Origin of the sequence: Kitasatospora purpeofusca, from assembly GCF_042691725.1 — a bacterium.
Taxonomy (GTDB): Bacteria; Actinomycetota; Actinomycetes; order Streptomycetales; family Streptomycetaceae; genus Kitasatospora; species Kitasatospora purpeofusca_B.
Genome location: NZ_CP170483.1, coordinates 7,650,033 through 7,676,200, shown reverse-complemented (window position 1 = coordinate 7,676,200; position 26,168 = coordinate 7,650,033). Strand labels below are relative to the sequence as shown.

Below are 26,168 nucleotides of genomic sequence, written 5' to 3'. Positions count from 1 at the left end.
ACGGTTCCCCGGGGGCGGGCGCTCAGCGGCCGTCCGGCGGGGTGGCTCCGGGGGCGCCCGGCGGGAGCGGCTCGACACCGGTCACCCGGCTGACCCTGGTCGGCTCGATCAGCACGACCACCCGCCGCTCCCCCGGGACTACCCAGCCATAGCGCTCGACGCCGAGGTAGGTGCGGGCCAGCCGGTCCATGTTCCGCTCCGCCTCCTCGCCCTCGACGAAGCGCACCACCCGCCCCCGGATCTGCACCCGGTCGTACGGGTCGGCGGGGTCGGCGAGCGACAGGCAGACCCGCGGGTCCCGCCGCAGGTTGCGCTCCTTGACCCGTCCGACGGAGGTGTTGAACAGCAGCAGGTCCCCCTCCGTCCCCACCCACATCGGGCTCACGTGCGGCGACCCGTCGGCGTTGACCGTGCCGACGTACCAGATGTGCCCCGCCTCGATCCGTTCCCGGACGTCCTTCGAGATCTCGACCATGCGCCGAGTCTGCCCGCCCCCGTCCGACCGCATTCCGCTCGCCCGCCCGCGCTTCGCTCCCCCGCCCGCGCACGTCACCCGGACCGCCCAGGGCACTCGGGTGAACACGCCCGGGACTTCCACCCGAAGGGCTCACCGGCCGGGCCGCCGCTGCCGCCTTCCGGTGGCAGCCGCCGCCACCGTGGTTGACGTTGGATCAGGCGCCCGCCCGTGAGTCCCCTGGCCGACGACGTGTCGGCGATCGCGGGTACCGCGCCGGAAGGATCATCATCATGCGTTCTGCACGCACGCTGCTCGCCGGGGCCGCCGTGGCCGCGGCCCTCACCGTCGGTACCCCGCTGGCCTTCGCCGACGGCGCCTCCGACCAGGGCAAGAACCTGACCTGGCAGGAGAAGCAGGACAAGGCCGCCAGCGCCGAGGGCCAGAAGACCTGGGAGGAGAAGCAGAACGGCTCCTCCGGCACCGAGGAGCAGAAGGCCGAGGGCAAGGGCTCGGAGGGCAAGGGCTCGGAGGGCAAGGGCTACGAGGCCAAGGGCGAGGAGAAGGCCCCGCACGGCGGCGTGCACACCGGCGGCGGCGGGCTGGCGCTCTCCGGCGGCGGCCTCGCCTCCGGCGCGGTCCTGCTGCTCGGCGGACTCGGGGCGGGCGCGATCGCGCTGCGCCGCGGCCGCCGCACCGCCGACGCCGCCATCTGACCACGCGCCGTTCCCGCCGCCTCCTTCCTGTGGCCCGCGCCCGGTACGCCGGGCGCGGCGGAGGCGCGCGGGGCGGCGCTTCGCCGTGTCGGGCCCGCGGCCTCCGGAGTGCGGGCCCCGGAGAGGAGTGCGAGCGACGATGGCCGGTCTGATCCCCGGAACCTCCCGGCTGCTGCGCACGGGCATGGGCGCCGCGGCGCTCGGCCTGCTGCTGATCTACAACTCGGTGGACACCGTCCCGGCGGACGGGTCCACCCCGGGGCAGGCCGCTCCCCCGGCCGCCACCGCGCCCTTCGACGCCCCCTCGGGGGCCGCCGCCGCGCCCGCCGCGCCGGTCGAGGCGGCGGCGCCGCTGGACCGGTCCAAGCCGGCCCGGCTGCGCATCCCGCAGATCAACGTGGACGCCCCCTTCACCGAGCTCACCCTGAACCCCTCCGGGCAGCTCAACGCCCCGCCGCCGGACGACAAGAACCTGGTCGGCTGGTACCGCGACGGCGTCTCGCCCGGCGAGCGCGGCGCCGCGGTGGTCGCCGGGCACGTCGACACCCGCAAGGGGCCGGCGGTGTTCCTGCTGCTCAGCCTGATGCTGCCGGGCAACAAGGTGGAGATCCAGCGGGCCGACGGCACCGTCGCCGTGTTCGCGGTCGACGGCGTCGAGACCTTCGCCAAGGACGCCTTCCCCGACCAGCGGGTCTACGGGAGGACGCCCGACGCGCAGCTGCGGCTGATCACCTGCGGCGGCACCTACGACAAGAAGCGCCGGGACTACCTCGACAACGTGGTGGTCTTCGCGCACCTGGAGTCCTCGCGCAAGGCGTGAGCACCCCGGGGCGTGGTGACCGCCGGCCCCTCCCGAGGGAGGGCCGGCGGTCACCGCGTGGCGAGGGGAGGACCGGCCCCTGACGGACCGGCCCCCGCCGGAGGATCAGCCGCGTACGACGGCCTCGAAGGCGTGCAGGTACGGGTTGACCGGGCGGACCTCGCGGACCTCCAGGCCGGCCTCGGTCATCAGCCGGACCATGCTCGCCTCGGAGTGCTTGGCGCCGCCGACGTTGAGCATCAGCATGAGGTCCATCGCGGTGGTGAACCGCATCGAGGGGCTGTCGTCGACGAGGTTCTCGACCACCACGACCCGGGCGCCCCGGGGAGCCGCCGCGACCACGTTCGCCAGGGTGCGGCGGGTGCTCCCGTCGTCCCACTCCAGGATGTTCTTGATGATGTAGAGGTCGGCGACCACCGGGATGTCCACCCGGCAGTCGCCGGGGACCAGCCGGGCCCGGTCGGCGAAGGCGCCGCCGTCGCGCAGCCGGGGATCGGCGCCGGCGACCACCTTGGGCAGGTCCAGCAGGGTGCCGTGCAGCGCCGGGTGCTTCTCCAGCAGGCTGGCGAGCACATGGCCCTGACCGCCGCCGATGTCGACCACCGAGTCGATGCCGGTGAGGTCGAGGTAGGCGGCGAAGTCGGCGGCGGACTGCCGGCTGGAGGTGGTCATCGCCTTGTCGAAGACCTTGGCGGACTCGCCCCCGTCGCTGTGCAGGTAGTCGAAGAACTCCTTGCCGAACAGCTCCGGGAAGACGTTGCGGCCCGAGCGCACCGCCTCGTCCAGCTTCGGCCAGGCCTCCCACGTCCACGGCTCGGTGCACCAGAGGGAGATGTAGCGCAGGCTGTTCGGGGCGTCCTCGCGCAGCAGCCGGGACATCTCGGTGTGGGCGAAGCGGTCGCCGTCGTGTTCCTCGAAGATGCCGTAGCAGGTGAGGGCGCGCAGCAGGCGGCGCAGCTGCCGGGGCTCGGTGCCGAGGTCGGCGGCGAGGTCGGTGACGGTCGTGGGGGTGTCGCCGAGCGCGTCGGCGGCACCGAGCCGGGCGGCCGCGCGGACGGCGGCGGCGCAGGCGGCGCCGAAGACGAGCTCCCGCAGGCGCATGGCGGCCTGCGGGGTGGTGGCGGGTGCGGTGGTCATGGACCGTTTCTCTGCTTTCTGCGGGAACGGAGGGCGCGGGGGCTTCGGGGTGCGGCGGCGTGCCTCGGGTGCGGCGGACGGACGGTCAGCAGCGGCCGGCCGGCTCGGAGACCGCGCACTGGTTGCGTTCGAAGGCGTTGTCGGTGCCGGTGTCGCGGTCGGCGAGGTCGGCCGGGCCGTTGCCGAGCACGAGGTTGTCGGCGACGGTGTTGCGGGCGTTGGCCACGCCGACCACGCTGTGGACGAGCACGATGCCGCCGGAGAACGGTGAGGCGCCGACGTTGTCGCGGACCTCGTTCTCCGTCACCGCGGTCTCCTCGGCGCCGGTGAGCACGATGCCGGCGCCCTGGATGTGGTCCAGCCGGGGGTTGGGCGGGCAGTAGCGGTTGTTGGCGACGACCTGGTTGCGGTGGACGGTGAGCGCGCCGGCCCGGGGCACGCCCTCGTCGCCGACGATGAAGACCCCGCCGCAGTTGCCGTGGATCCGGTTCCGCTCGATGCTCAGGTCGCGCAGCCGGCGCACGGTGACGCCGATCCGGTTGTCGGTGAGCACGTTTCCGGTGACCAGGGTGCCGTCGGTGGAGAGGGCGCCGCCCTCGCTGTCCACGGAGTTGGCGAGGAAGACGCCGGACTGGCCGTTGCGGGTGGACTCGTTGGCGGTGATCACGCCCCGGGTGGACTTCTCCTGGCTGATGCCCTGCTGACCGTTGTCGTGGACGTAGGTGGAGCGGACGGTCAGACCGGTGGTGCCGGTGGCGTTGATGCCGTTCTTGGGGAAGCCGGTGACGGCGAGCGCCTCGACGGTGACGCCGTCGAGCGGGCGGCCGTCGGTCCCGGCCACGCAGAGGCCGTGGCCGGCGGCGGCGCAGGCCGCGGCACCGTCGGCGGCGGGAGCGGGAGCGGGAGCGGCGGGGGCAGGAGCGGCGGGGGCGGCGGCAGCGGCAGGAGCGGCGGCCGCCTGGTCGGTGGTCGCGGCGGCCGGGAGGATCACGCTGTCCGGGCCGGCGCCGCGCAGGGTGAGGTCGGGCGTGCTGATCCGGACGCTGCCCCGGTACTCGCCGGGGAGCAGTTGCACGGTGTCGCCGGGGTGGGCGGCGTCGAGGGCCTTCTGGATCGACTCTCCGGGTGCGACCACGTGCAGTTCGCCGGAGGCGTGCGCGGGCGCGGCGCCGATGGCGGTGAGGACGGTGGTCAGGGCGGTCGTGGCGGCGGCGGTGGCCGCGGCGAGGTGGTGGACCCGTCGCGTGGGCATAGAGGTGACCTGCTTTCTGGCACGCCGCCGCGTGGGAGCCCCGACGCGCTCGTGGGGGCCATCGGCACGGTGACGCAAGGTGAGCGGGGGATGACGGCCGGTGGGTGTCGGCCGAACCGACGCTAGGGGTGCGCGGGTGCCCCCGCCACCAGGGTTGGGCTGCCGGACTGACGGGGCGTCGGGCCGGGCGGGTCGGGCCCGGCAGGTCCGGACCGGGTGGACGGTGGTGGCGCGTCAGCTCATCGGCGCCCCCAGCCGGACCGGCAGCTCCGCCAGGTGCCAGGCGACCGGGTTGGGCCCGCGCCGCACCTCCGCCGGGGCGACGGCGAGCGCGAGGCCGGGGTAGCAGCGCAGCAGGGCGCCGAAGGCGGCGACGGCCTCCTCGTGCGCGAGCACCGCGCCGAGGCAGCGGTGGGCGCCGTAGCCGAAGCCGAGGTGGACCTCGTGGTGCGGGGCGGTGGCCCGCCCCAGGTCGAGCCGCTCGGGCTCGGCGAAGACGCGGGGGTCGTGGTTGGCCCCGGCGAGGATCGGCATCACGGCCTCGCCCTTGCGGACGAGCGTCCCGGCGAGCCGCACGTCCTCGGTGGCGTAGCGCGGCAGCGCGCCGAGCGTCGGGCCGCACCAGCGCATCAGCTCGTCGACGGCGGCCGGGAGCAGGCCGGGGTCGGCGCGCAGCCGGGCGAGCTGCTCGGGGTGGGCGAGCAGGGCGGCCGTCCCGTTGCCGATCAGGGTGGCCGTGGTCTCGTGGCCGGCCACGATCAGGTTGAGGACGAGCGAGACCGTCTCGATCGGGTCGAGGGCGCCGCCCTCGGCGGCGGCGAGCCGGGAGACCAGGCCGTCGTCGGGCTCGGCGCGGCGGCGGTCGATCAGCTCGCGGGCGGCGGCGACCATCGCGCGCAGCGCGTCGTCCAGGCCGGGACCGGCGCCCCGGCCGAGGTAGGAGCTCCACACGCGCCACTGCGGCCGGTCCGGCTCGGGGATGCCGAGCAGCTCGCAGATGACGGCCACCGGGAGCGGGTAGGCGAAGCGGGCGATGAGGTCGACCGCGCCGTCGGCGTCGGCGTGGTCGCGCAGGGCGCGGGCGTGCTCCTCGGCGAGCCGTTCGATCCCGGGCCGCAGCCGGCCGACGGCGCCGGCGGTGAAAGAGGGGTGGACCAGGCCGCGCAGCCTCCGGTGCTCGGCGCCGTCCGCGTCGAACACCCCGGCGCGCAGGTACTTCTCGCACTCGGGCGGCAGGCCGCGCGCCCGCCAGACCTGCTCGGTGCGGTGGGCGGGGCAGGCGCCGGGCACCGTGGCCGCGTCGTTGACGAAGCGCGGGTCGGCGAGCACGGTGCGGACGTCCTCGTAACGGGTGGCGATCCAGAACGGCTCGACCCCCGGGACGGTGCCCCGGGCGAGCGGGGCCCGTTCACGGATCCGCGCGAAGGCCTCGAACGGGTTCCGCACCAGCTCCGCGTCGCGCAGGTCGACCGTCTCGAAGGACTCGAACGGCTGCGTGGTGGTCATGCGTGCCTCCCTCGGCACTCGGGTTCCGTGCTCTCACGAACCAAGACGGGACCCGCACCCCCCGGGGACGACCGGGCTCCCCCGATTCACCCGATCGGGTGGGAACGACCGGGCGCGGGAAGCCGGCCGCCCGCATGCCATGCTCGGAGCCATGAGCACCGCCACCGCCACCGCCGCACCCACCGCCGCGCACCCGCCGTCCCCCGCCGACCGGACCGGCCGCAACCCGATCGGCGCCCATGTGCCGGTGGCGGCCCGGGGCCTGGCCGGAACCGGCCTGGCGTACGCCCGCCGGGTGGGCGCCGAGACGGTGCAGGTGTTCGTGGCGAACCCGCGCGGCTGGGCGACGCCGCCCGGCAACCCGGCGCAGGACGAGGAGTTCCGCGCGGCCTGCGCCGAGCACGCGGTCCCCGCCTACGTCCACGCCCCGTATCTGATCAACTTCGGCTCCGACAACCCGGCCACCCGCGAACACTCGGCCGCCTCGCTGCGCCACTCGCTGCTGCGCGGGCACGCGATCGGCGCGCTGGGCGTGGTGCTGCACACCGGTTCGGCGGTCGGCACGGCACCGGACGGCGGCTCGCGCCGGGCCGAGGCGATGGCGCAGGTCCGGGCGGACGTCCGCCCGCTGCTGGACGAGCTGGACGCGCTCGGCGACGACGCGCCGTGGCTGCTGCTGGAGCCGACCGCCGGCCAGGGCCGTTCGCTCTGCTCGCGGATGGAGGACCTCGCCGAGTACCTGGACGCGCTGGACGGCCACCCGAGGGTCGGCGTCTGCCTGGACACCTGCCACGCCTTCGCGGCCGGCCACGACCTCGCGGCCCCGGGCGGCGTCCGCGCGGCGCTGGACGCGCTGGTCGCGGCCGCCGGCGCGGACCGGCTGCGGCTGATCCACGCCAACGACTCCGAGGACGCCGTCGGCGCCCGCAAGGACCGGCACGCCAACATCGGCGACGGCCTGATCGGCGCCGAGCCGTTCCGCGAGCTGTTCGAGCACCCGGCGACCGCCGGGGTCCCGCTGGTCGTGGAGACCCCGGACCGCAAGCACGGCGGCGACGGCACCGGCCACGCCCGGGACATCGCCGCGCTCAAGGCGCTGCGGGCGCGCGCCGCCGTGCCCGCCTAGCCGGAGGTCCCCGGGCTGCCGGTGGGCGGCCCCGGTGGCACGCTGGAACGAGTTCACGCGCCCGAGGACGGGGGATCTCCCGATGAGCCCGACCCGGAAGTTGGCCGAGCTGCCGTGCGGACGCCGCAGCAAGTGGGTGGTGCTGGCCCTGTGGCTGGTGCTGCTGGTGGTGGCCGGCCCGCTGGCGGGCAAGCTCACCGCCGCCGAGGACAACCAGGCCTCCAGCTGGCTGCCGAGCAACGCCGAGTCCACCCGGGTGCTCGACGAGCAGCGGGCGTTCCAGCCGGTGGACACCGCCCAGGCGGTGGTGGTCTACGTCCGGGACAGCGGGATCACGCCCGCCGACAAGGTCGAGGCGGCCCGGGACGCCCAGGCCTTCGCCTCCGCCCCGCACGTGCTCGGCCGGGTGAACGGGCCGGTGGAGTCGGCGGACGGCCGGGCGCTGCAGACCATCGTGCCGATCGACATCGGCACCGGCGGCTGGCAGGACCTGCGCCCGGCGGTGGACAGCCTGCGCGCCACCGCCGCCGCGGACAGCCTCGGGATGACCACCCACGTCACCGGCCCGGCCGGGGTCGGCGCCGACCAGGCGGAGGCCTTCGCGGGGATCGACTCCACCCTGCTCGCGGCCACCGTCGGCGTGGTGATCGTCCTGCTGCTGCTCACCTACCGCAGCCCCGTGCTGTGGATGCTGCCGCTGTTCTCGGCGGCCGGGGCGCTGGTGGTCGCCCAGGCGGTGATCTACCTGCTGGCCGACCACGCCGGGCTGACCGTCAACGCGCAGAGCGCGGGCATCCTCATCGTGCTGGTGCTCGGCGCGGGGACGGACTACGCGCTGCTGCTCACCGCCCGCTACCGGGAGGAGCTGCGCCGGCACGAGGACCGGCACGAGGCGATGGCCTTCGCCCTGCACCGGGCCGGGCCCGCGATCCTGGCCTCCTCGGCGACCGTGATCGTCTCGATGCTCTGCCTGCTGGTCGCCGAGATGAACTCGACCAGCGGGCTCGGCCCGGTCTGCGCGATCGGCGTGCTGGTGGCGCTGCTGGCGATGCTGACCCTGCTGCCGGCGCTGCTGGTGATCGTCGGGCGCTGGGTGTTCTGGCCGGTGCGGCCGGCCTTCGGGACGCCCGAGCCGACGAAGACCGGCCGCTGGGCGCACGTCGGGGCGTGGATCGGGCGCCGTCCGCGCAAGGTCTGGATCGGCACCACGCTGGCGCTGGCGGCCTGCTGCGTCGGCCTGGTCTCGCTGGACGCGACCGGTCTCAGCACGGCCGGCACCTTCACCGGCAAGCCGGACTCGGTGGTCGGCCAGGAGGTGCTGCAGGAGCACTTCCCGGGCGGTACCGGCGCGCCGCTGACGGTGATCTCCGCGGCCGGTGAGGCCGGGGCGGTGCGCACGGTGACGCAGCAAACGGCCGGGGTGGCGGGCACCACGGAACCGGTGACCCACGAGGGCCGGGCGATGTTCCAGGCGACGCTCTCCGACCCGCCGGACAGCCGGCCGGCCAAGGACACCGTGGACCGGCTGCGGACCGCCGTGCACGCCGTGCCGAACGCCGACGCCCAGGTGGGCGGCTCGACGGCGGTGATCCTGGACGCGGGCCGGGCCGCGACCTCCGACAACCGGACGATCATCCCGCTGGTGCTGGGCGTCGTCCTGGTGATCCTGGCGCTGCTGCTGCGCGCGGTCACCGCCCCGCTGGTGCTGATCGCCACCGTCGTGCTCTCCTACGCCGCCGCGCTCGGCATCAGCGCGTTCTTCTTCGAGCACGTCTTCCACTTCGAGGGCCAGGACAACGCCTTCCCGCTGTTCGTCTTCGTCTTCCTGGTGGCCCTGGGCATCGACTACAACATCTTCCTGATGACCCGGGTCCGCGAGGAGTCCGCCCAGCACGGCACCCGGCCGGGCGCGGTGGCCGGGCTGGCCGCCACCGGCGGCGTGATCACCTCGGCCGGACTGATCCTGGCGAGCACCTTCGCCGTCCTCGGCACCCTGCCGATCGTCGGCTTCGCCGAGATCGGCTTCGCGGTGGCCCTCGGCGTCCTGCTGGACACCCTCGTGGTGCGCTCGGTGCTGGTCACGGCGCTGACCCTGGACCTGGACCACCGCATGTGGTGGCCGAGCGCGCTGTCCCGGCAGGCTACGCCGCCCGAGAAGGAGGTGGAGCCGGCCGGACAGCGCTGAGGCGGGCGACGGGACGGGGCCCGCCGGACGCGCCGGCGGGCCCCGTCCCGGGTACGGACGTCAGAAGCAGCGGGTGTTACCGAAGGCGACGCTCCACCAGGACACCCGGGCGTAGAGGCACCGGCCCGAGTTGAGGGCATAGGTGGCCTGTGCGGGCGCCCAGGACAGCGCGGCTCCGACGATGACGCCCCACACACCCCCCACGAGGCCGCCCACAACAGCCGCCACGATCCACCAGTAGCTCGCCACCGCGTTGGTGATCTGGCGGTCGAAGCGGACCCCGACACCGTTCCAGTGCCGCTCCAGCTTCACCCGCCACAGGCCCGACGGGTCCGCGTTGGTGACCGGGTTCTGGTCCGCGTAGTCGTAGGCGTTGGCGCTGCCGTACAGCACCGGGTCGGTCTGCAGGAAGCGGCCACCGGCCGGGTGGTACAGCCGCGCGCCCATGAGCAGGTCGCCGGTCGGCGTCTCCGCCGAACGCCGCGGGCCGCCCAGCCAGCCGTAGCGCACCGGCTGCTGGCCCGCCCTGGGCACCCCGAACTCGTCGAAGCCGAGCACCGCCGGCGCCGCCCCGGCCGCCGTCGGCAGCAGGACCGCGACGTCACCGTGCAGGTTGGTCAGCGTCAGCACCGTGTCCCCGGCGGCCGAGGTCAGCGCGCCGAGCCCGCCGCCCGGGGCGAGGACGGAGCGGGTGACGGCGCCGGCCGCGTTCTCCACCGTCCAGCGCGGGTTGTCGGTGTCGTCGCCGTAGTGGTTCGTCTTCACGCCGGTCGGCGCCCACGCCCCGTTGTCCGCGGCCTCCGTGGTCCAGCCGCGCCGGCGCAGCTGCGGGTCCAGCGTCCAGGTCTGGCGCGCGGTGGGGGTCGTCTGCGACTGCACCAGGTCGTTGGCGTAGTAGCCGTTGGTGACGCCGCCGGGCTGGGCCGTGGTCCGGCCGAAGGCGTCGTAGGCGTAGCCGGGGTCGATCAGGCGGTCGGCGCTGTCGTAGCCGGAGGTGGCCGAGGTGCCGCCGGTGGTGGTGCAGTCGGCTCCGGGCGGGGCCGCGGTGCTGCTCCGGGCGGTCCGGTTGCTGTTGCGGTCGTAGCCGTACGTCCGGGTGGTGCAGACGCCGTCGACCGTGTCGGTGGCCGTGACCAGCCGGCCGGCGCCGTCGTAGCCGAAGGTCTGCGCGGAGGTGCGGCCGGCGTTGCCCGTGTGGCCGGTCCACTGGCCCTGGGCGGTGACCGCCACCGTGTCGGTCAGCACGGCCACGCCGTCGCTGTCGCGGGTGTACGTCAGCGTGGTCGCCGCCCCGGTGGGGTCGGTGCCCTGGCGGGCGGTGTAGCCGCCCGGCAGGCCCTGCGCGTCGGCGGCGCCGTCGGCGTTGTAGTGGGCCGTGAAGGTCCCGGCGACCGAGTCGGCCACCGAGGTGGCCAGGCCGCGCGGCTCGGCCGCGGTGTCGTAGGTGTAGGTGGTGGTGGACGGCACGCTGTCGGTGACGACGGTCGGCCGGTTCAGGGCGTCGAAGGTGGTGCGGGTGACCCCGCCGTCGGCGTCGGTGTACGCGATCTGACGGCCCAGCCGGTCGAACTGGCGGGTGACGGTGCCCGCGCCGGAGGTGCCGGTGGTCGTGGCCCGGCCGGTGGCCGGGTCGTACCCGGTGGTGACGGCGGGGACGGCGGCGCCGGTGCCGCCGGTCACGGTGACCGTGGTGGGCCGGCCCGCCGCGTCGTGGTCGCGGACCGTGGTCCGGGTGACGCCGTTGGCCGTCTCGATCTGCTTGGTGAGCTGTCCGTACAGGCCGTACTCGGCGGTCCTGGTGGTGAGTTGGGACGGGTTCTGGCCGCCGCCGGTGATGCCGGCGGCGGGGCCGGTGGTGCAGACCGCGTCGGCCCACTCCGGCCTGCCGCCGCAGGGGCCGGTGCCGTCGCCGGTGTAGTAGGCGGTGACGGTGGCCCCGGCGTCGGTTCCCGAGGACGCCGGCTGGGTGGTCCGGGTGATCTGGCCCTGGGCGTCGTACGCGGTGGTCCTGGTGAGGTTGAGCCCGCCCGCGTCCAGGGTGGTGCCGACCGTCCGGCCCCGGGCCCAGTCGTACCCGGTGCGGGTGGTGCGGGCGTCGGCGAACAGGGCGGGGTGGGAGCGCGGTTGGGCGCCCACGGTCGTCGCGGTGACCTGGTTGCGGGTGACCGCCGTGCCGTCGGTGGGCCGGCCCGCGTCGTACTCGCGGACCGTGCGGGCGCGGGCCGCGATCTGGTTGCCCGCCAGGGCCACGGTCGTGGCACCGTCCATCAGCGGCGCGGCCAGGGCGGTCCGGCGCAGCGGGTCGAGCGTCTCGGTCTCCCGGGTGCCGTCCGGGCTGTAGACGTGCTCGGTGGACAGCAGCCGGGCCCGTTCGGCGCTCCCGGCGCCGCTGATGCCGAGGTCGGTCAGCACCGCCCGGTCGGCGGGGCTCGCGCCGAGGGCGAGCAGCCGGTTTCCGGCCGTCAGCTGCCGGACGGTGTTGCCGGACCGGTCGTACTCGGTGACGGCGATGTTCCCGCCGGGCTGGGCGGAGTCGACCGGCCGGCCGGAGGCGTCGAGGTAGCTCACGGTCGCCCGGGTGTAGGCGCCGGCGGGCAGCGCCCGGCCGTCGCTCGACGCGGGTACCTGGTCGGCGGGGAACACCGCGGTGGCGTCGGTCGGGTTGTCGCGCTGGCCCCAGCCGGCGGTGGCGCCCGCCCCGAGGTCGTACGGCGCGCCGGCGCCGGTCAGCGGGACGCCGTAGACCAGGGTGGTGGTCGCGGTCCCCTCGGTCCGGTCCGCGCTGCCGGGGGCGAGGGTCGGGCGGGAGGCGGACAGCAGCATGCCGTCGCCGGCCGCCGCCGAGCCGCCGGCCCGGCCGTAGGCGAAGGTCCAGGGGAGCTCGCCGGGCGGGGTGAGCCCGACCACGCGCCCCGCGCCGTCGTAGGCGTAGGCGGTCTTCAGGGCCGGGCTGATCCGCGGGTCCCAGGTCTCCCGGAGGCGCCCCAGGTCGTCGTAGGCGTAGCGGGCGACGTCGGTGGCGGTACCGGCGGCGGCCCCCGGCGCGGTCGCCCACAGCCGGATCGCCGAGACCTGGCCGGCGTAGTCGCCGAACACCGCGGCGGTCGCGGTGGTCGCCGGCGCGTAGACGAACTCCAGGACGCGGCAGCCGCGGGTGGCGGGGGCGGCCTCGCAGGCGCCGAGCGTCACCGCGCTGCTCGCCGCGATGATGCGCCGCGGCCGGGCGAGGGTGGCGCCGCCGGGGCCGGTGACGGCCTCGGAGACGACCTCGGTGGTGGAGTTCGCCAGGCCGTCGGCGAGCGAGGTGGTCACCGTCCAGACCGTCGCGGCGGGCGTGACCCTGGCGAAGGTGGTGACGGAGCCGTCGGTGCCGGTCAGGGTGAAGGTGCCGGCGAAGCCGCCGGTCAGCGTGAGGTCCTCGGAGCCGGGTTCGGGCACCCAGCCGGTCCCCGCCGCGTCGGCCGTGAAGCGGATCCCGGTGCCGGACTTCGTGGCCACGTCGACCGAGGTGTCGGAGGTGCGGCGGACCGCCGTGTAGGTCGGGTTGGTGCGGGTGGCGACCGTGCCGGACACCCACTCCTTGCCGAAGATGGCGACCTGGCCGTCCTGGCGGGCCCCGGCGTCCGGTACCCGGGATCCGGCGGTGCGGGTGACCGCCGTGTCGAAGACCGACACGTCCGTGCCGCTCAGGCCGAAGTTGCCGGTGAGCAGGTTCACCGAACCGGGGCCGACCGCGGTCGAGGTGGCGACGTCGGCGGTGCGGTCGACCACCACCTTGACGGCGTCCGAGGAGGCCGCGGCCGCGTTCGGCCCGGTGAAGTCCGCCCGGACCTGGACCGCCCCGTCCGGGGTGACGGTGTCCGTCGCGGTCCACACCAGCGGGCGGCCCGTCCCACCGGTCAGCGGCTGCGGCCAGGCCGCGACCGGCTGCCCGGCGTCGGTGACGGCGCCGGGCGGAATCGGCGTCCAGGCGTCGGCGTCGGAGCGGCGCCAGGAGAAGGTGACGGCGTCGAACCGGCCGGCGTCGGCCTCCGCCACCAGCGGGAGCCGGGCCGGGGTGCGCTGCCCGTCGTCGACGCCGACGAGGCCGCCGGCACCGGCGTGGAAGGTGTAGGCGAACGGCTCGGACCGGTTGTCCGCCTGGTCGACCGCCCGCACCTGGAGAGTGGTGGTGCCGCCCCTGGCGGGCGTGACCTGCAGCGGGACCGGCGTGGCGGCGCCGTTCGTGGCCACCCTGGTCCACCCGGCGCCGTCGAGCGACCACTCGATCCACCGGTGGTCGGCGGCGGGCGGGGTGACCACGAAGACGCCCGGCTGGCCCGCGCCCTTGACCCAGCCCGTCGCCGGGTAGTCGGTCGAGGTGACCGACACCGGGGCGGACGGCGCGCTCGTGTCGACGGTGAACCGCTTCCAGGGCGACCAACCGAGGTTGTAGTGCGTCCCGTCGTACGGGTTCGAGCGGAAGCGGTAGGTGCGGCCGTTGACGAGCAGGCCGGCCGGCACCGAGACCGAGACCGGCTGGCCGGCGGCCCCGTACGGGGAGACCAGGAGGTTCCCGACCTGGGTGTCGGTGGTGTCCTCGAAGATCTGGAAGGTGCCGTCGACCCGGTCGTTGTTCAGGTCGGTGAAGGTGTCGCGCAGCGTCGGCGTGAGGGTGTTCACGACGTAGCCGCCGTCGGCGGGGAAGAACGGCGGCCCGGCCTGGAGGTCGGTGCCGGTCCTGGGCCGGTAGTTGTAGGTGACCGAGAGCCTGGGGATCTGCGCGGCGGCGGCGTTGCCGGAGTAGAAGCGCTTCCACCCGGCCGTGCTGCCCTCGTTGGCGGCCCGGATGCCGAGCCCCTGGACGGCGACCGAGGGCTGCCCCGCCCAGTACTGCAGCAGGGAGGTCACGTCGGCGTTGACGTAGCCGCCGTTGGAGCAGTTCTGGCCCTTGGTCTCAAGGGAAGTGGCGTACCGCTGGTACCAGTTGGGCTGTGCGGTCCAGCGGCTGGTGGTCTTCCCGGGGCCGCTGTCCCACACCTCCCAGGCGGCGGGCGCCTGGCAGTTCCAGGAGTGGTAGTTGAACAGCGACAGGGTCGCGCTGGAGACCAGTGCGTCCTTGATCGGCGCCATGTCCCAGCTGATGAAGGAGCGCGCGACCCGCGGCTTGGTGTTGGGGCCCGGGTCCGCGTAGTCCCCCGGCCAGCCGATCTTCAGATCGGTCGAGGCGGACTCGTCGACCGTGTCGCCCTGCTGGACGAAGGTGTCGAACACGTCGGAGAGCACCGTGTCGGACGGGTCGACGGTGACCGGGTAGCGCGTCGCCGGGTCCGCCAGGAACGCCGCGTCGGGGCTCAGCCGCAGTTCGATGTCGTCGCCGGTCTGGGTGACGGTGAGGCCGACCGGCGCCCTGCGGGTGTGCTCCAGCGAGCGCTCGTCGACGGTGGCGTCCCACATGACGGGGGCCGGCATGGTGCTGAGCCGGCGGCCGGTCGCGCGCTCGCTGAACTCCACCGAGCCGTCGGGCTGCTGGAGCGCGGTGACGCCCGGTGCCCGGATCGGCAGGACGAAGGTCGCGTCCTCGGCGGGGCGGCTCTTGAGCAGCAGCGACTGCTCGTACCCCGTCCGGGTGGCGTCGATGACGAGGTCGGCGCCGGGGAGCACGTCCGGGTAGGTCGCCCGGGAGCCGTCGGTCTGCGGCTGGGGCAGGCCGCCCTTCCAGCGCATCGACACGCTGCGGTCGCCCGCGGAGAGCGTGATCAGGTCCTGCGCCGGGGCGTTCACCGCTCCGGCGAACGACGCGGCCCGGCCGCCCTTCGCCGCGGCCAGGGTCAGCCCGCGCGGGTGCGCCTTGGACGCCACGGAGCCGTCGGGCTGCCGCCCGAACGACACGTCGACGTCCACCCAGTCGGAGCCGCGCCGGAACCGGACCGGACCGGCGGCCGTGTCGGTGGTCAGCGTGCCGTCGGGGTTCGCCCAGGTCGTCGCCGTCTCGCTGCGCGCCTCCAGCACCTCGACCCGGCTGCCGCCCAGCTTCGCGGCGAGCAGGGCCGACGCGGTGTCGGACACCGCGGCGGCGGCCCTCGGGGGCGCCTTCGGGCTCGGCTTCGGCGGTCCCGCGGAGGCGCCCTGCACCCCCGTCAGCAGACTCGCGCCGAGCGCCCCCGCCACCACGGCAGCCGTCAGCGCGCGCTGTTTCCCGCGCTTCACCCGCCGCGCGCGGAGCATGCGTGCGGACATCTCCCCACCCCCCGTCCCGGGACGGCCGGGCGGCCGCCACCCGGGCGATCGTATGGACATGTCAGAAACGCCAACCAGCCTCCCTCCGGACATTCCCCGACCACCACCCCCCGCCCCACCCGTCCACCCGCGCCCCCGGAACCGGCCCCGGGTGCCCCTCCCCCACCCCCAGGCCCGGCCGCCCCGCCCCGCACCCCGCCCCGGTGGCGCGGAACCACCCCCGACCGGACGGCCCCCGACCCGCCGGGCCGAGCCGAAGCCCACCGGAGCCGGGCAGGTTGTCCAGGCAAGTTCGTGCACCCAAGGAGGAGTTGGCCAGACAGCTTTAAGTTACCGATGCATTCATATGGTCATCGTTCACTGTCTGGACGAACGTGGCCCGCTGTCGATTCACTGCGGGCATGCCAACTCCCTCCGCGCGCCTCGCCGCCGTCTGCACGGCCGCCGCCGCCCTGCTCGCCCCGCTCGCCGCCGCGCCGGGTGCCCACGCCGCCCCGGCCGCGAGCGCCTCCGTCCCGGCGCTCAAGGTGCTGACGTACAACGTCTTCCTGATGAGCAAGAACCTCTACCCCAACTGGGGCCAGGACTACCGCGCCAAGGCCATCCCCGCCGCCGACGTCTTCCGGGGCCAGGACGTCGTGGTGCTCCAGGAGGCCTTCGACAACGGCGCCTCCGACGCGCTGGTCGCCCAGGCCTCGGCCGCGTACCCGTACCACACCCCGGTGGTCGGCCGCTCGACCAGCGGCTGGGACGCCACCTCCGGCAGCTACAGCTCCGCCACCCCCGAGGACGGCGGCGTCACCCTGCTCAGCAAGTGGCCCATCCTGCGCAAGGAGCAGTACGTCTTCCAGGACGCCTGCGGCTCGGACTGGTGGTCGAACAAGGGCTTCGTCTACGCCGTGCTGAACGTCGACGGCCTGCGCACGCACGTGCTCGGCACGCACCTGCAGTCCACCGACTCCGGCTGTTCGGCGGGCCAGCCGGCGGCGATCCGGGCCGCCCAGCTCAAGGCGATGAAGGCGTTCGTGGACGCCAAGAACATCCCGGCCGCCGAGCCGATCGTGCTCGCCGGGGACCTCAACATCGACTCCCACGGCAGCGAGTACCCCGCGCTGCTGGCCAACGCGGGCGTCGCCCCGGCCACCACCCGCAACGGCTGGGCCGACTCCTTCGACACCGCGGACAACTCGATCGCCGCCTACCGCTACCCGGGCGAGCCGAAGGAGGACCTCGACCACGTCCTCTACCGGGCCGACCACGCGCGCCCGGCGAACTACACCAACACGGTGGTCCGCTTCCACAGCGCGCCGTGGACGGTCAGCAGTTGGGGCACCGCCTACACCTACAACGACCTGTCCGACCACTACCCCGTGACGGCGGGGTAGCGGATCGGCGGGCGGTTCGCCGGGTCAGGCGGTCCCGGTGAACCGCCGGTAGGCGGCGGTGAGCGCGGGGTCCAGCGGGCGGCCGCGCACGGTGAGGCCCGAGGGGCCCAACTCGTCCAAGGCGGTGACGGATCCGCCCTCCGGCTCGTCGGCCCGGCCGGGGACGGCGCCCTGCCAGAAGACGTCGAGCAGCTCGGCCGGCGGTCGTTCGTCGAAGGCGGTCACGATTCGCTCCCGATCACGTCGGCGGACAGGGTCAGCAGCTCGCGCAGCCGGTCGGCGGGCAGTTCGGCCAGCCACTGCTCGCCGTCGCCGACCGCCGCCTCGGCCAGGACGCGCTTGGCGGCGAGGAGTTCACCGATCCGCTCCTCGACGGTGCCGGCGCAGACCAGCCGGCGCACCTGGACGGCGCGGCGCTGGCCGATCCGGTGCGCGCGGTCGGTGGCCTGGTCCTCGACCGCCGGGTTCCACCAGCGGTCCAAGTGGACCACCTGGTTGGCGGCGGTCAGGTTGAGACCGGTGCCGCCCGCCTTCAGCGACAGCAGGAACACCCGCGGCCCGTCCGGTGACTGGAACCGCTCGACCATCTCCTCCCGGCGGCCGCGCGGCACCCCGCCGTGCAGGTAGAGCACCTCCTCGCCCAGCGTCCGCCGCAGGTACGGCCGGAGCATGGCACCGAACTCGGCGTACTGGGTGAAGACCAGCGCCCGGTCGCCCTCCGCCAGCGCCTCCGCCAGCAGCTCGACCAGCCGCGCCACCTTGCCCGAGCGCCCGGCCACCGCCGTGCCGTCGTGCAGGAGTTGGGCCGGGTGGTTGCACACCTGCTTGAGCCGGCCGATCGCCGCCAGCACCGCGCCCTTGCGCTCGACGCCGCGCAGCCCGTCCAGCCGCTCCAGCAGGTCGGCCACCACCGCCCGGTAGAGGCCGGCCTGCTCCGCCGTCAGGGCGCAGCGGACGGTGAACTCCTGCTTGGCGGGCAGGTCCTGGACAATCAGCGGGTCGTCCTTGCGGCGGCGCAGCAGGAACGGGCCGGTGGCCCGGCGCAGCCGGGCCGCCGCGTCCGCGCTGGCGGTCTGCTCCAGCGGGATCGCGAACCGCTCCCGGAACGCCTCCGGGCTGCCGAACAGCCCCGGGTTGGCGAAGTCCAGGACGGCGTGCAGATCGGCCAGCCGGTTCTCCACCGGGGTGCCGGTGAGCGCGATCCGCGGGCCGGAGCGCAGCGAGCGCAGCGCCCGGGACTGCCGGGCGGACCGGTTCTTGACGTGCTGGGCCTCGTCGGCGACGATCCGCCGCCAGTGGACGCCGCGCAGCTCGGCGACGTCCCGCTGGACCAGCCCGTAGGTGGTGACGACCAGGTCGGCGGACGCGTCGGGCGCGGCGCGGTCGGCGCCGTGGTGGACGTGCACCCGCAGGCCGGGCGCGAACCGGGCGGCCTCGCGCTGCCAGGTACCGACCATCGACATCGGGCAGACCAGCAGCACCGGCCCGCGCGCGCCGCGCTCCTGCTCCAGGGCGAGCAGGGCGAGGGTCTGCACCGTCTTGCCGAGGCCCATGTCGTCGGCCAGTACGGCGCCGAGGCCCAGCCGGCCGAGCGCGTCCAGCCAGGCCAGTCCGCGCCGCTGGTAGGGGCGGAGGGTGCCGGTGAAGCCGTCGGGCAGCCGCGGGACGCGGTCGGCGGCGGCGGGGCGGCCGGCCAGCAGCTCGCCGATCGGGCCGGTGGCGCGCACGGCGGTGACGGGCAGCCCGTCCACCACGGCGCCGTCCTCCACGGCGAGGCGCAGCAGCTCGACCGGCTCCATGACTCCGGTGCCGTGCTCGGCCAGGAACCGTACGGCGGCGGCGAGTTGTGCCTGGTCGACCTCGACCCAGCGGCCGCGCAGCCGGACCAGCCCCTGCTGGGCGGCGGCGAGGTCGGCGAGTTCCTGCTCGGAGAGGGTGTCCGCGCCCAGGGCGAGGCGCCACTCGAAGGCCAGCACGGCGTCCCGGTCGACCTGCGCGGTGCGCGCCACCGCGGACGGGTCGCCGGCCGGGGTGCCCGCCGTCAGGACCAGGCCGAGCCGGGGGCGGCGCTGCCACCAGGCGGGCAGCAGGACGCCGAACCCGGCGCGGGTCAGCGCGGGCGCGCCCTCGCGCAGGAAGCGCAGGGCGCCCGCCCGGTCGAGCCGGGCCTCGGTGGGGAAGGTGCCCGCGAGCGAGGCGCGCAGCCCCGGGTCCACCCGGACGGCGCGGGCCAGCTCGGCCTGGTAGGCCTCGGCCGGGTCGCCGCTCGCGGCGGGCACGGCGCGGGCCAGCGCCTGGTACGCGGGGTCGGCGGCGGCGCCCGGCCGCAGGGCGGCGGCGGGGACCACCAGGGAGGGCCTGGAGGCGGCGCGGACCAGCAGGTCGAGCCGCCAGGCCTCGGCGGACACCCCGCCGTCGGGGTCGTCCGGGTCGGGGCCGAGCGGTTCGGTGAGGCGGAAGTCGAGCCGCAGCGGCGCGTCGGCCGGGCGGGCGGCCTGCCAGGCGGCCAGCCCGTCGGACAGCGCGGCGGGCGGGGCCTGGGCGAGCCGGCCGTCGGGGCCGTACAGGGCGGCGAGGAAGGTGTCGGCGGGCGGGTCGAGGTCCGCGAGGGCGACCCGGGCCTCCTGGTCGACGAGGGTGTCGAGCAGACCGGCGACCAGGGTCTCGGCGGACGGCCCGCCCCCGGGGTGCTCCGCTCGGCAGACCGGCGGGCAGCCGGCGACCAGCGCGGCCGCCTCCCGGCGGGCCGGGCCGTCCGGGGCGGGCCGCCAGCGCGCGTACCACTCCCCCGCCTCCTCGACCGGCACCGGCAGCAGCCGCCCCCGCCCGACCAGCCGCCAGGCGAGGTCGTGCACGGCGGCCAGCCAGCGCACCGAGGCGCCGTACGCCAGCTCGGCCGGGGTGCCGTCGGGCAGCTGGACGCTCGCCCCCGGCCAGTGCGGGTCGTGCAGCGCGCCGAGCAGCTGGGCGGCCTGCGAGCGGTCGAAGAGCAGCGCGGGCACCCGCCAGGGGCTCAGCCCCACCGGGCGCGGCGCGGCGCCCGTCGGCAGGTCGGGGGACGGTGTCGGCCGGCCGCCGAGGGTCGGCAGCAGCAGCCCCGTCCACCGCTCGGCGGCCTGCTCGGCCAGCCAGCCCAGGCCCGGCCCGACCGCCCCCAGCAGCCGCGCCACCTCCCCGGCCGGGCAGGCGAACGGGTGCGCCGTCCCACCGCGCTCACCGCGGGCGGGCGCGTCCCCCCGGTACACCACCGCGTCCTCGGCCCAGACGGCGAGCCGGCCGTCGGCCCGCCAGAGCGCGTGCAGGGCGTACATCGGTGGGCGGCACCTCTCCGGGCGGAAGCAGAACGGGCTTCCCACCCTAGCCCGCGCCACCGACAGCGCCGCCGGCCCGGCGGGCTGCGGACTTCGCCGCTTTCAGTCAGGTGACCGAGTCCGGCGGGCGGTGCCGTGCTTGGCTTCGAATCCGACGGCGCGGGTCGGCGGGCGACGCCGCGGACGACGTCGTCCGGGCCGCGGCGTCCGCCCTCCACCGCGACCGACCGACCGATTGACCGACCGACCGAAGGGGGAGACCGGGTCCGCCGGGCAGCAGCAGCCCGGCGGGCCCGGGGCGTTCCGCCCGCCCCGGAACCCGGTCGTCCGCCTCCGGGCGTAGGTCGCTCGTCCGATGTGTGGCCCGGAACCCGGTGGCTAGCATCGCCGATCATGACCACCGCAAGCATGCAGCGCCAGACGGCGGAACGTGTCCGCGACACCCTCGAACGGCTCGTCGCCGAGCGGGACGTATGGGTGTCGACGGCCCACCCCGAGCACGGGCCGCACCAGGTACCCCTGTGGTTCTTCTGGGACGGGCGGGCGGCGTGGATGTGCACCGGCGCCACTTCGGTGACCGCCCGCAACGTCCGCGCGGAGCCACGCGTACGGCTGGCCCTGCCGGACACCTTCGACGTGGTGCTCCTCCAGGGCGAGGCGGAGGGCTTCTCGGCCCGGGAGGTGCCCGCGGAGGCGGCCCGGGCGTTCACCGACAAGTTCGGGTGGGACCCGCGCACGGAGGAGAAGCCGCACCTGTACGTGCGCGTGGTGCCGAGGACGGTGCGTGCCTGGCGGGGCGAGCGGGAACTGCGCGGACGCGTCATCATGCGCGACGGCACCTGGCTGGAGCAGGCGGCCCCGGCCGGCGCGCCTGCCGGGGACCGACTCCCGGACACACCCGGGCCCCGGCACTCGGATGGATCATCTGGCGCGCCCGGCAAGGGATTTGCCCCTACGGTGCGGTGCGAGGGGGCTTCCTGAACGAGAGGTGTCGACTGCCATGGCGGGAAAGTTCGAGCTGTACACCGATGAGAGCGGCATGCACCGGTTCCGGCTCAAGGCGAGCAACGGATCGATCGTGGTGACGGGCGACCCGCAGGAGAACCGGGACGACTGCCTGAAGAGCATCGAGTCGATCCGCAAGCTCGCCCCCTACGCGGAGCTGAAGGAGACGGCCGCCGGGCCGGCCTGAGGTCTTCGGCCGCGCCCGGACCGGGCACGACGCGGGTCGGCGGGACAATTCGCCGACCCGCGTTCGTTTGTACGACAGATCCCTTTGGCCGGGTGCACGCCGGGCGCGGACAGAACACGGACATGCGTGTCGTCATCGTCACCGAATCCTTTCCCCCCGAGGTCAACGGCGTCGCCCACAGCGTGCTGCGGACCGCCGAGCACCTGCTCCGCCGGGGGCACCAGCCGCTCGTCGTCACGCCGGCGCCCGCGCGCGGCGCGCAGAGTCCCTCGCACACCTTCGGCGCCGGCGGCGTGCCGGACGAGCTGCCGGTGGTGCACGTCCCCTCCGTCCCGCTGCCCGGCTACCCGCAGGTCCGGATCGCGTTGCCCAGCCGGCGGCCGGCCGCCGCGATCCAGGGCCACCGGCCCGACCTCGTCCACCTGGCCAGCCCGTTCGTGCTCGGCGTGCGCGGTGCCCAGGTCGCGACCCGGCTCGGCGTGCCCGTCGTCGCCGTCTACCAGACCGACCTCGCCGGGTACGCGCACGCCTACCGGGCCGGACGCGGGCTCGGCGAGGCGGCCGCCTGGCACCGGATCCGCGCCGTCCACGGCCTCGCCGCCCGGACGCTCGCGCCGTCCACCCCCGCCGCCCAGGACCTCACCGCGCACGGGGTCGCCCGGGTCCAGCTGTGGCCGCGCGGCGTGGACTCGGCCCGCTTCCACCCGCGCCACCGCGACGAGGCGCTGCACCGGGCGCTCGCCCCCGGCGGCGAGGTGCTGGTCGGCTACGTCGGGCGGCTCGCGCCGGAGAAGCGGGTCGACCTGCTCGCCGAGACCTCGACGCTGCCCGGGGTGCGGGTGGTGATCGTCGGCGACGGGCCGTCCGCGCCCGGGCTGAAGGCCGCGATGCCGGGCGCCGTCTTCCTCGGCCGGCGCACCGGCGAGGAGCTGGCCCGATGTTTCGCCACCCTGGACGTCTTCGTGCACACCGGGCCGCTGGAGACCTTCTGCCAGACCATCCAGGAGGCGATGGCCAGCGGCGTCGCGGTGATCGGCCCGGCCGCCGGCGGCCCGCTCGACCTGATCGCGCACCACCGCACCGGCCTGCTCGTCCCGCCCCGCGACGGCGCGGCGGTGGCCCGGGCGGTGACCGCCCTGGCCGGGGACGCGGAGCTGCGGGCCGCGTACGGGCGCGCCGGGCGGGCGGAGGTGACCGCCCGCACCTGGGAGGCGGTCGGGGACCAGCTGCTGCGGCACTACGCCGAGGTGCTCGCGGAGCACCACGGGGTGGCCGCCGCCCCGGTGGCACCCGGCGAAGCGGCGGCCTCCCCCGATCCGGCGGCCGCGGCCGGCCGCCCGGGGCCGGCCGCCCCGCCGACGGAGGACGCCGCGCTGACGGAGGAACTGCCCGCATGACCACCGGCCCGCTGCGGATCGTCCGGGTGGCGAACTTCGTCACCCCCGTCTCCGGCGGACTGCGTACCGCGCTGCGCCACCTGGGCGCGGGCTACCGGGCCGCCGGGCACACCCCGGTGCTCGTCGTGCCCGGGGAGCGGCGCACCGTCGAGGAGCAGGAGCAGGGGCTGGTCGTCACGCTGCCCGGCCCCCTGCTCCCCGGCAGCGGCGGGTACCGGCTGCTCGCCGACCGCCGGGCGGTGGCCGCCGAGCTCGAACGGCTCGCCCCGGACCGGCTGGAGGTCTCCGACCGCACCACCCTGCGCTGGACCGGCGCCTGGGCCCGGCGGCACGGGGTGCGCGCCGCGATGGTGTCGCACGAGAGCGCCGTCGGCGTGCTGCGGACCTGGGGCGTGCACGGCTGCGTCGCCGCCGCGGCCGCCGACCGGCTCAACGCCCGGACCGCCCGGTCGTACGACACGGTGATCTGCACGACCGACTGGGCCGCCGCCGAGTTCCGCCGCCTGGGCGTGCGGAACCTCGCGCGCGCCCCGCTCGGTGTGGACCTCGCCGCCCTGGGCCCGCAGGCCGCCGCCGACCGGGCGGCGGAGCGGGCCCGGTACGCGGCCCCCGGGCAGGTGCTGCTGGTGCTCTGCTCCCGGCTCGCCCCCGAGAAGCACCCCGCTCTGGCCCTCGACGCCCTGGCCGCGCTCCGGTCCGCCGGGGTCGAGGCGGTGCTGGCGGTGGCGGGCACCGGGCCGCTGCGGTCACGGCTGGCCGCCCGGGCCGCCCGGGAGCGGCTGCCCGTGCACCTCCTCGGCCACCTGGCCGGGCGCGCGGACGTCGCCCGGCTGCTCGGCTGCGCGGACGTGGTGCTGGCGCCGGGGCCGGTGGAGACCTTCGGGCTGGCCGCGCTGGAGGCGCTCGCCTGCGGCACGCCGGTCGCCGTCAACCGCGGCTCCGCGCTGCCCGAGCTGATCGGCACGGCCGGTGTGGCCGCCGCACCGACCGGCGCGGGGTTCGCGGAGGCGGTGCGCGAGCTCCTCGCGCGCCCCGAACCGGCCCGGCGCGCCGCCGCCCGCGCCCGGGCCGAGCGGTACGGCTGGCCCGCGGCTGTGGCGGCCTTCCTCGCCGCCCACGGCACGGCGCCCGTCACCGCCCGCTGAGTACGGGCCCACGGCGGGACGGGGCAGGGCGGGACAGGGCGGCACGGCATGGCACGGAACAGAACGGCACGGACGGGGTGGGAGGTCCGATGAACACCATCACGACAGTGGACGGAGGAGGCGGCACCGTACCGGGTACCGCGCACGGCACAGCCCCCGGCGGGGGCCGCCGGACCGGCGAACCGGTCCGGTTCGTGGCCCTCGGCGACTCGCTCACCGAGGGCGTCGGCGACCCGATCGCCGACGGATGGCGCGGCTGGGCGGCCCTGCTCGCCCGGTCCCTGGCCCCGCCGCGGACCGGGGTCGACTTCACCAACCTCGCGCGCAGCGGCGCGCTCACCACCGACCTGACGACGGAACAACTGCCGGCCGCGCTCGCCCTGCGGCCGCGGTTCGCCGCCGTGGTGGCCGGCGGCAACGACACCCTGCGGTCCGGCTTCGACGTCGGCCGCACCACCCTGGCCCTGGACACCGTCCTCGGCCGCCTCACCGACAGCGGCGCGGTGGTCCTGACCGCCTGCCTGCCCGACCCGGGCGCCCTGCTGCGCCTGCCCCGCCCGCTCGCCCGGCCGCTGGCCCGGCGGATGCACGCGGTGAACACGGTGGTGCACGCGCTCTCCGTCCGCCACCGGGCCGTCCACCTGCACATCGCCGAGCTGCCCTGGACGGCGCAGCGCCGGCTGCTCAGCGTCGACCGCCTCCATCCGAGCGCCGAGGGCCACCACCTGATCGCCCGCGGGTTCCACGACCTGCTCACCGCCGCCGGCCGCCCGCTCGGCCCGGCCCCCGCCCCCGAACCGGTGGACCCGCCACCCGGCACCCTGGCCGACGTCCGGTGGATGGCCACCAAGGGCACCCGCTGGGTCGCCGACCGCAGCACCGACCTGCTCCCCGGCCTGGTCGCCCTCGCCGCCGTCGAGGGCTGCGCCCGCCTGCGCGGCGCCACCGACCGCCAGGACCGCCGGATGGCCCACGCCACCACCACCGCCCTCGCCGCCCTCCCTCCTGAACCGGCGGGGTAGGAAGGAGTGGGGTGGAGTGGGAAGTCGACGTGGCCGACTTCCCACTCCACCCCACACCGCGCCGAACACCCCGCGGCGGGCGGGAACCGGAGGGGTGGGGTGGGGTGTCTCCGGAGGCGGACGGCGCGGTGGAGGGAGTGCGGATGGCGGACGCGGCGGGTTCGGGGCGGGAGTTGTTGGCGGCGGCCGGGGTGCTGTTCCCGGACGGGCGGGGGCGGGTGCTGCTGGTGCGGCTGCCGTACGACCGGAAGCATCCGGTGGCCGTGCCGGGCGGGGGCTGGGATCCACAGGACGGCTCCCCGCGCCGGACGGCGGTGCGGGAGATCGAGGAGGAGCTGGGGTTCACGCCCCGGCTCGGGGCGCTGGCCTGCCTGGACTGGACGCTGGACCACCACCGCCCGCCGATCGCCGCCCACCTGTACTGGGCCGAGCCGCTGACGCCGGAACAGGCGGCGGCGTTCACACCGGACCGCGCCGAGGTGGGCGGCTGGGCGTGGCTGACGCCCGACCAGGCGGGCCGTGCGCTGCCGCCGCGGCTCTCCCGGCGGGTGGCGGCCTGTCTGCGGGCGCCCCGCGCGGCCGCGCCGCTGGAACTGGAGGACGGTCACCCGGTCGGGCAAGCGCTCGAGCATCCGACGCCCGTCCCGGCCCCCGCGTACACGGGCGAGACGGGGCTGTCCGAGCTGTCCGCGCACTGGCCCCCGGGGGCGGCCCCCGCGCCGCCGGCCGATGCCCCGCCCCTGCTGGACCGGGCGACGTACATCGCGAGCCTGCCGCGGATCCGGGCCAAGGCCCGCACGGTGTTCACGGACCGGGCGGGCCGCGTCCTACTGGTGCGGCAGCGGCCGTGGGACCTGCCGGGCGGCGAGGTGCCGTACTGGACGCTGCCGGGCGGCGGCATCGAGGCGGACCGGGAGCTGCCCCGGGCGGCGGCCGCGCGCGAGGTCCGCGAGGAGCTGGGCTGGACCTGCGAGCCGGGTCGGCTGCTGGCGCTGGACTGGCTGCCCGGCCGGGCGGCGGACCCGGCGGCGGTGCGGGAGAGCGCCGTGCTGGTGTACCTGTTCGACGGCGGCACGGTGGCGGACGAGCGGTTCGCGTCGATCGTGCTGGCCGAGGAGGAGCTGGTCGAGTGGCGGCTCTGCGACCCGGTGGAGGCGCGGGCGCTGCTGACGCCGGCGTCCTGGGCCCGGACGGCGGCCGCACTGGCGGCGCGGGACCGGCCGGGCGGCCCGGCCGAACTGGTCGGCGGGCACCCGGCCGGCTGAGCGTGCCCGCGCCGAACGGCGGGACAGGCGGCGTCC

17 protein-coding genes and 1 pseudogene are annotated in these 26,168 nt (G+C 76.1%); 11 read left to right on the top strand and 7 right to left on the bottom strand.

All coding sequences use genetic code 11. The features are described 5' to 3' along the window. Positions 1 to 22 precede the first annotated feature (22 nt). A complete protein-coding gene (locus tag ACFCLZ_RS33110; protein WP_380281569.1) occupies positions 23 to 475 on the bottom strand; it encodes a PPOX class F420-dependent oxidoreductase in 453 nt (150 codons plus the stop codon). 272 nt (positions 476 to 747) lie between these two features. On the opposite strand from ACFCLZ_RS33110, the gene ACFCLZ_RS33105 reads away from it, so the two are divergent. Together ACFCLZ_RS33105 and ACFCLZ_RS33100 are read left to right on the top strand one after the other, a co-directional pair. Next, positions 748 to 1,170 carry a hypothetical protein gene (locus tag ACFCLZ_RS33105; protein ID WP_380281568.1) on the top strand — a complete coding sequence of 141 codons (423 nt, stop codon included), beginning with the start codon at positions 748 to 750 and terminating at the stop codon, positions 1,168 to 1,170. A 139-nt stretch (positions 1,171 to 1,309) separates the two neighbouring features. Then, positions 1,310 to 1,990 carry a class F sortase gene (locus ACFCLZ_RS33100; protein ID WP_380281567.1) on the top strand — a complete coding sequence of 227 codons (681 nt, stop codon included), beginning with the start codon at positions 1,310 to 1,312 and terminating at the stop codon, positions 1,988 to 1,990. Positions 1,991 to 2,095: 105 nt separating this feature from the next. Here ACFCLZ_RS33100 and ACFCLZ_RS33095 read toward each other — a convergent pair whose 3' ends face one another. From ACFCLZ_RS33095 to ACFCLZ_RS33085, 3 genes are all read right to left on the bottom strand, one after another. Beyond that, positions 2,096 to 3,127 (bottom strand): methyltransferase, encoded by a 1,032-nt coding sequence (locus ACFCLZ_RS33095; protein ID WP_380281566.1) that lies wholly within the window; start codon positions 3,125 to 3,127, stop codon positions 2,096 to 2,098. A gap of 85 nt (positions 3,128 to 3,212) precedes the next feature. After that, positions 3,213 to 4,379 (bottom strand): nitrous oxide reductase family maturation protein NosD, encoded by a 1,167-nt coding sequence (locus tag ACFCLZ_RS33090; protein ID WP_380281565.1) that lies wholly within the window; start codon positions 4,377 to 4,379, stop codon positions 3,213 to 3,215. Between the two features lie 234 nt (positions 4,380 to 4,613). After that, on the bottom strand, positions 4,614 to 5,885 hold the full coding sequence (locus tag ACFCLZ_RS33085) for a cytochrome P450 (protein WP_380281564.1): 1,272 nt from the start codon (positions 5,883 to 5,885) through the stop codon (positions 4,614 to 4,616). A gap of 151 nt (positions 5,886 to 6,036) precedes the next feature. On the opposite strand from ACFCLZ_RS33085, the gene ACFCLZ_RS33080 reads away from it, so the two are divergent. Then, positions 6,037 to 7,011, top strand: a complete 975-nt coding sequence (locus ACFCLZ_RS33080) for a deoxyribonuclease IV (protein WP_380281563.1) — start codon at positions 6,037 to 6,039, stop codon at positions 7,009 to 7,011. Between the two features lie 82 nt (positions 7,012 to 7,093). Continuing rightward, a complete protein-coding gene (locus ACFCLZ_RS33075; RefSeq protein WP_380281562.1) occupies positions 7,094 to 9,196 on the top strand; it encodes an MMPL family transporter in 2,103 nt (700 codons plus the stop codon). A gap of 60 nt (positions 9,197 to 9,256) precedes the next feature. On the opposite strand, the gene ACFCLZ_RS33070 is transcribed toward ACFCLZ_RS33075, so the two are convergent. Further along, positions 9,257 to 15,415 (bottom strand): DNRLRE domain-containing protein, encoded by a 6,159-nt coding sequence (locus ACFCLZ_RS33070; RefSeq protein WP_380281561.1) that lies wholly within the window; start codon positions 15,413 to 15,415, stop codon positions 9,257 to 9,259. A gap of 401 nt (positions 15,416 to 15,816) precedes the next feature. On the opposite strand from ACFCLZ_RS33070, the gene sph reads away from it, so the two are divergent. After that, positions 15,817 to 16,800 (top strand): sphingomyelin phosphodiesterase, encoded by a 984-nt coding sequence (gene sph / locus ACFCLZ_RS33065; protein ID WP_380281560.1) that lies wholly within the window; start codon positions 15,817 to 15,819, stop codon positions 16,798 to 16,800. A 24-nt stretch (positions 16,801 to 16,824) separates the two neighbouring features. Here the strand turns inward: sph and ACFCLZ_RS33060 are convergent, their stop codons facing one another. After that, the gene (locus tag ACFCLZ_RS33060) at positions 16,825 to 17,025 is read right to left on the bottom strand and encodes a hypothetical protein (RefSeq protein WP_380281559.1); all 201 of its coding nucleotides are present in this window, start codon (positions 17,023 to 17,025) and stop codon (positions 16,825 to 16,827) included. Further along, positions 17,022 to 20,111 carry a DEAD/DEAH box helicase gene (locus ACFCLZ_RS33055; RefSeq protein ID WP_380281558.1) on the bottom strand — a complete coding sequence of 1,030 codons (3,090 nt, stop codon included), beginning with the start codon at positions 20,109 to 20,111 and terminating at the stop codon, positions 17,022 to 17,024. Before ACFCLZ_RS33055 ends, ACFCLZ_RS33060 begins: the two co-directional genes overlap by 4 nt. Positions 20,112 to 20,504: 393 nt before the next feature. Here ACFCLZ_RS33055 and ACFCLZ_RS33050 point away from each other — a divergent pair. From ACFCLZ_RS33050 to ACFCLZ_RS33025, 6 genes and pseudogenes are all read left to right on the top strand, one after another. After that, positions 20,505 to 20,960: pseudogene (locus ACFCLZ_RS33050) on the top strand (pyridoxamine 5'-phosphate oxidase family protein); the annotation flags it as partial. A gap of 151 nt (positions 20,961 to 21,111) precedes the next feature. After that, complete coding sequence (locus ACFCLZ_RS33045) at positions 21,112 to 21,303, top strand: YegP family protein (RefSeq protein WP_380281557.1); 192 nt, start codon at positions 21,112 to 21,114, stop codon at positions 21,301 to 21,303. A 122-nt stretch (positions 21,304 to 21,425) separates the two neighbouring features. Next, a complete protein-coding gene (locus ACFCLZ_RS33040) occupies positions 21,426 to 22,700 on the top strand; it encodes a glycosyltransferase family 4 protein (RefSeq protein ID WP_380281556.1) in 1,275 nt (424 codons plus the stop codon). Further along, positions 22,697 to 23,845 carry a glycosyltransferase gene (locus tag ACFCLZ_RS33035; protein ID WP_380281555.1) on the top strand — a complete coding sequence of 383 codons (1,149 nt, stop codon included), beginning with the start codon at positions 22,697 to 22,699 and terminating at the stop codon, positions 23,843 to 23,845. Before ACFCLZ_RS33040 ends, ACFCLZ_RS33035 begins: the two co-directional genes overlap by 4 nt. 89 nt (positions 23,846 to 23,934) lie before the next feature. Beyond that, on the top strand, positions 23,935 to 24,867 hold the full coding sequence (locus ACFCLZ_RS33030) for an SGNH/GDSL hydrolase family protein (protein WP_380281554.1): 933 nt from the start codon (positions 23,935 to 23,937) through the stop codon (positions 24,865 to 24,867). Positions 24,868 to 25,010: 143 nt separating this feature from the next. Beyond that, on the top strand, positions 25,011 to 26,132 hold the full coding sequence (locus ACFCLZ_RS33025) for an NUDIX domain-containing protein (protein ID WP_380281553.1): 1,122 nt from the start codon (positions 25,011 to 25,013) through the stop codon (positions 26,130 to 26,132). Positions 26,133 to 26,168 lie beyond the last annotated feature (36 nt).

Excerpts from the sequence above, each read along its gene's own strand:
- ACFCLZ_RS33095 (WP_380281566.1), bottom strand. The coding sequence starts at position 3,127 with ATGACCACCGCACCCGCCACCACCCCGCAGGCCGCCATGCGCCTGCGG.
- ACFCLZ_RS33025 (WP_380281553.1), top strand. The coding sequence starts at position 25,011 with ATGGCGGACGCGGCGGGTTCGGGGCGGGAGTTGTTGGCGGCGGCCGGG.
- ACFCLZ_RS33080 (WP_380281563.1), top strand. The coding sequence starts at position 6,037 with ATGAGCACCGCCACCGCCACCGCCGCACCCACCGCCGCGCACCCGCCG.
- sph (WP_380281560.1), top strand. The coding sequence starts at position 15,817 with ATGCCAACTCCCTCCGCGCGCCTCGCCGCCGTCTGCACGGCCGCCGCC.
- ACFCLZ_RS33030 (WP_380281554.1), top strand. The coding sequence starts at position 23,935 with ATGAACACCATCACGACAGTGGACGGAGGAGGCGGCACCGTACCGGGT.
- ACFCLZ_RS33100 (WP_380281567.1), top strand. The coding sequence starts at position 1,310 with ATGGCCGGTCTGATCCCCGGAACCTCCCGGCTGCTGCGCACGGGCATG.
- ACFCLZ_RS33090 (WP_380281565.1), bottom strand. The coding sequence starts at position 4,379 with ATGCCCACGCGACGGGTCCACCACCTCGCCGCGGCCACCGCCGCCGCC.
- ACFCLZ_RS33085 (WP_380281564.1), bottom strand. The coding sequence starts at position 5,885 with ATGACCACCACGCAGCCGTTCGAGTCCTTCGAGACGGTCGACCTGCGC.
- ACFCLZ_RS33110 (WP_380281569.1), bottom strand. The coding sequence starts at position 475 with ATGGTCGAGATCTCGAAGGACGTCCGGGAACGGATCGAGGCGGGGCAC.
- ACFCLZ_RS33045 (WP_380281557.1), top strand. The coding sequence starts at position 21,112 with ATGGCGGGAAAGTTCGAGCTGTACACCGATGAGAGCGGCATGCACCGG.
- ACFCLZ_RS33035 (WP_380281555.1), top strand. The coding sequence starts at position 22,697 with ATGACCACCGGCCCGCTGCGGATCGTCCGGGTGGCGAACTTCGTCACC.
- ACFCLZ_RS33070 (WP_380281561.1), bottom strand. The coding sequence starts at position 15,415 with ATGTCCGCACGCATGCTCCGCGCGCGGCGGGTGAAGCGCGGGAAACAG.
- ACFCLZ_RS33075 (WP_380281562.1), top strand. The coding sequence starts at position 7,094 with ATGAGCCCGACCCGGAAGTTGGCCGAGCTGCCGTGCGGACGCCGCAGC.
- ACFCLZ_RS33105 (WP_380281568.1), top strand. The coding sequence starts at position 748 with ATGCGTTCTGCACGCACGCTGCTCGCCGGGGCCGCCGTGGCCGCGGCC.
- ACFCLZ_RS33055 (WP_380281558.1), bottom strand. The coding sequence starts at position 20,111 with ATGTACGCCCTGCACGCGCTCTGGCGGGCCGACGGCCGGCTCGCCGTC.
- ACFCLZ_RS33040 (WP_380281556.1), top strand. The coding sequence starts at position 21,426 with ATGCGTGTCGTCATCGTCACCGAATCCTTTCCCCCCGAGGTCAACGGC.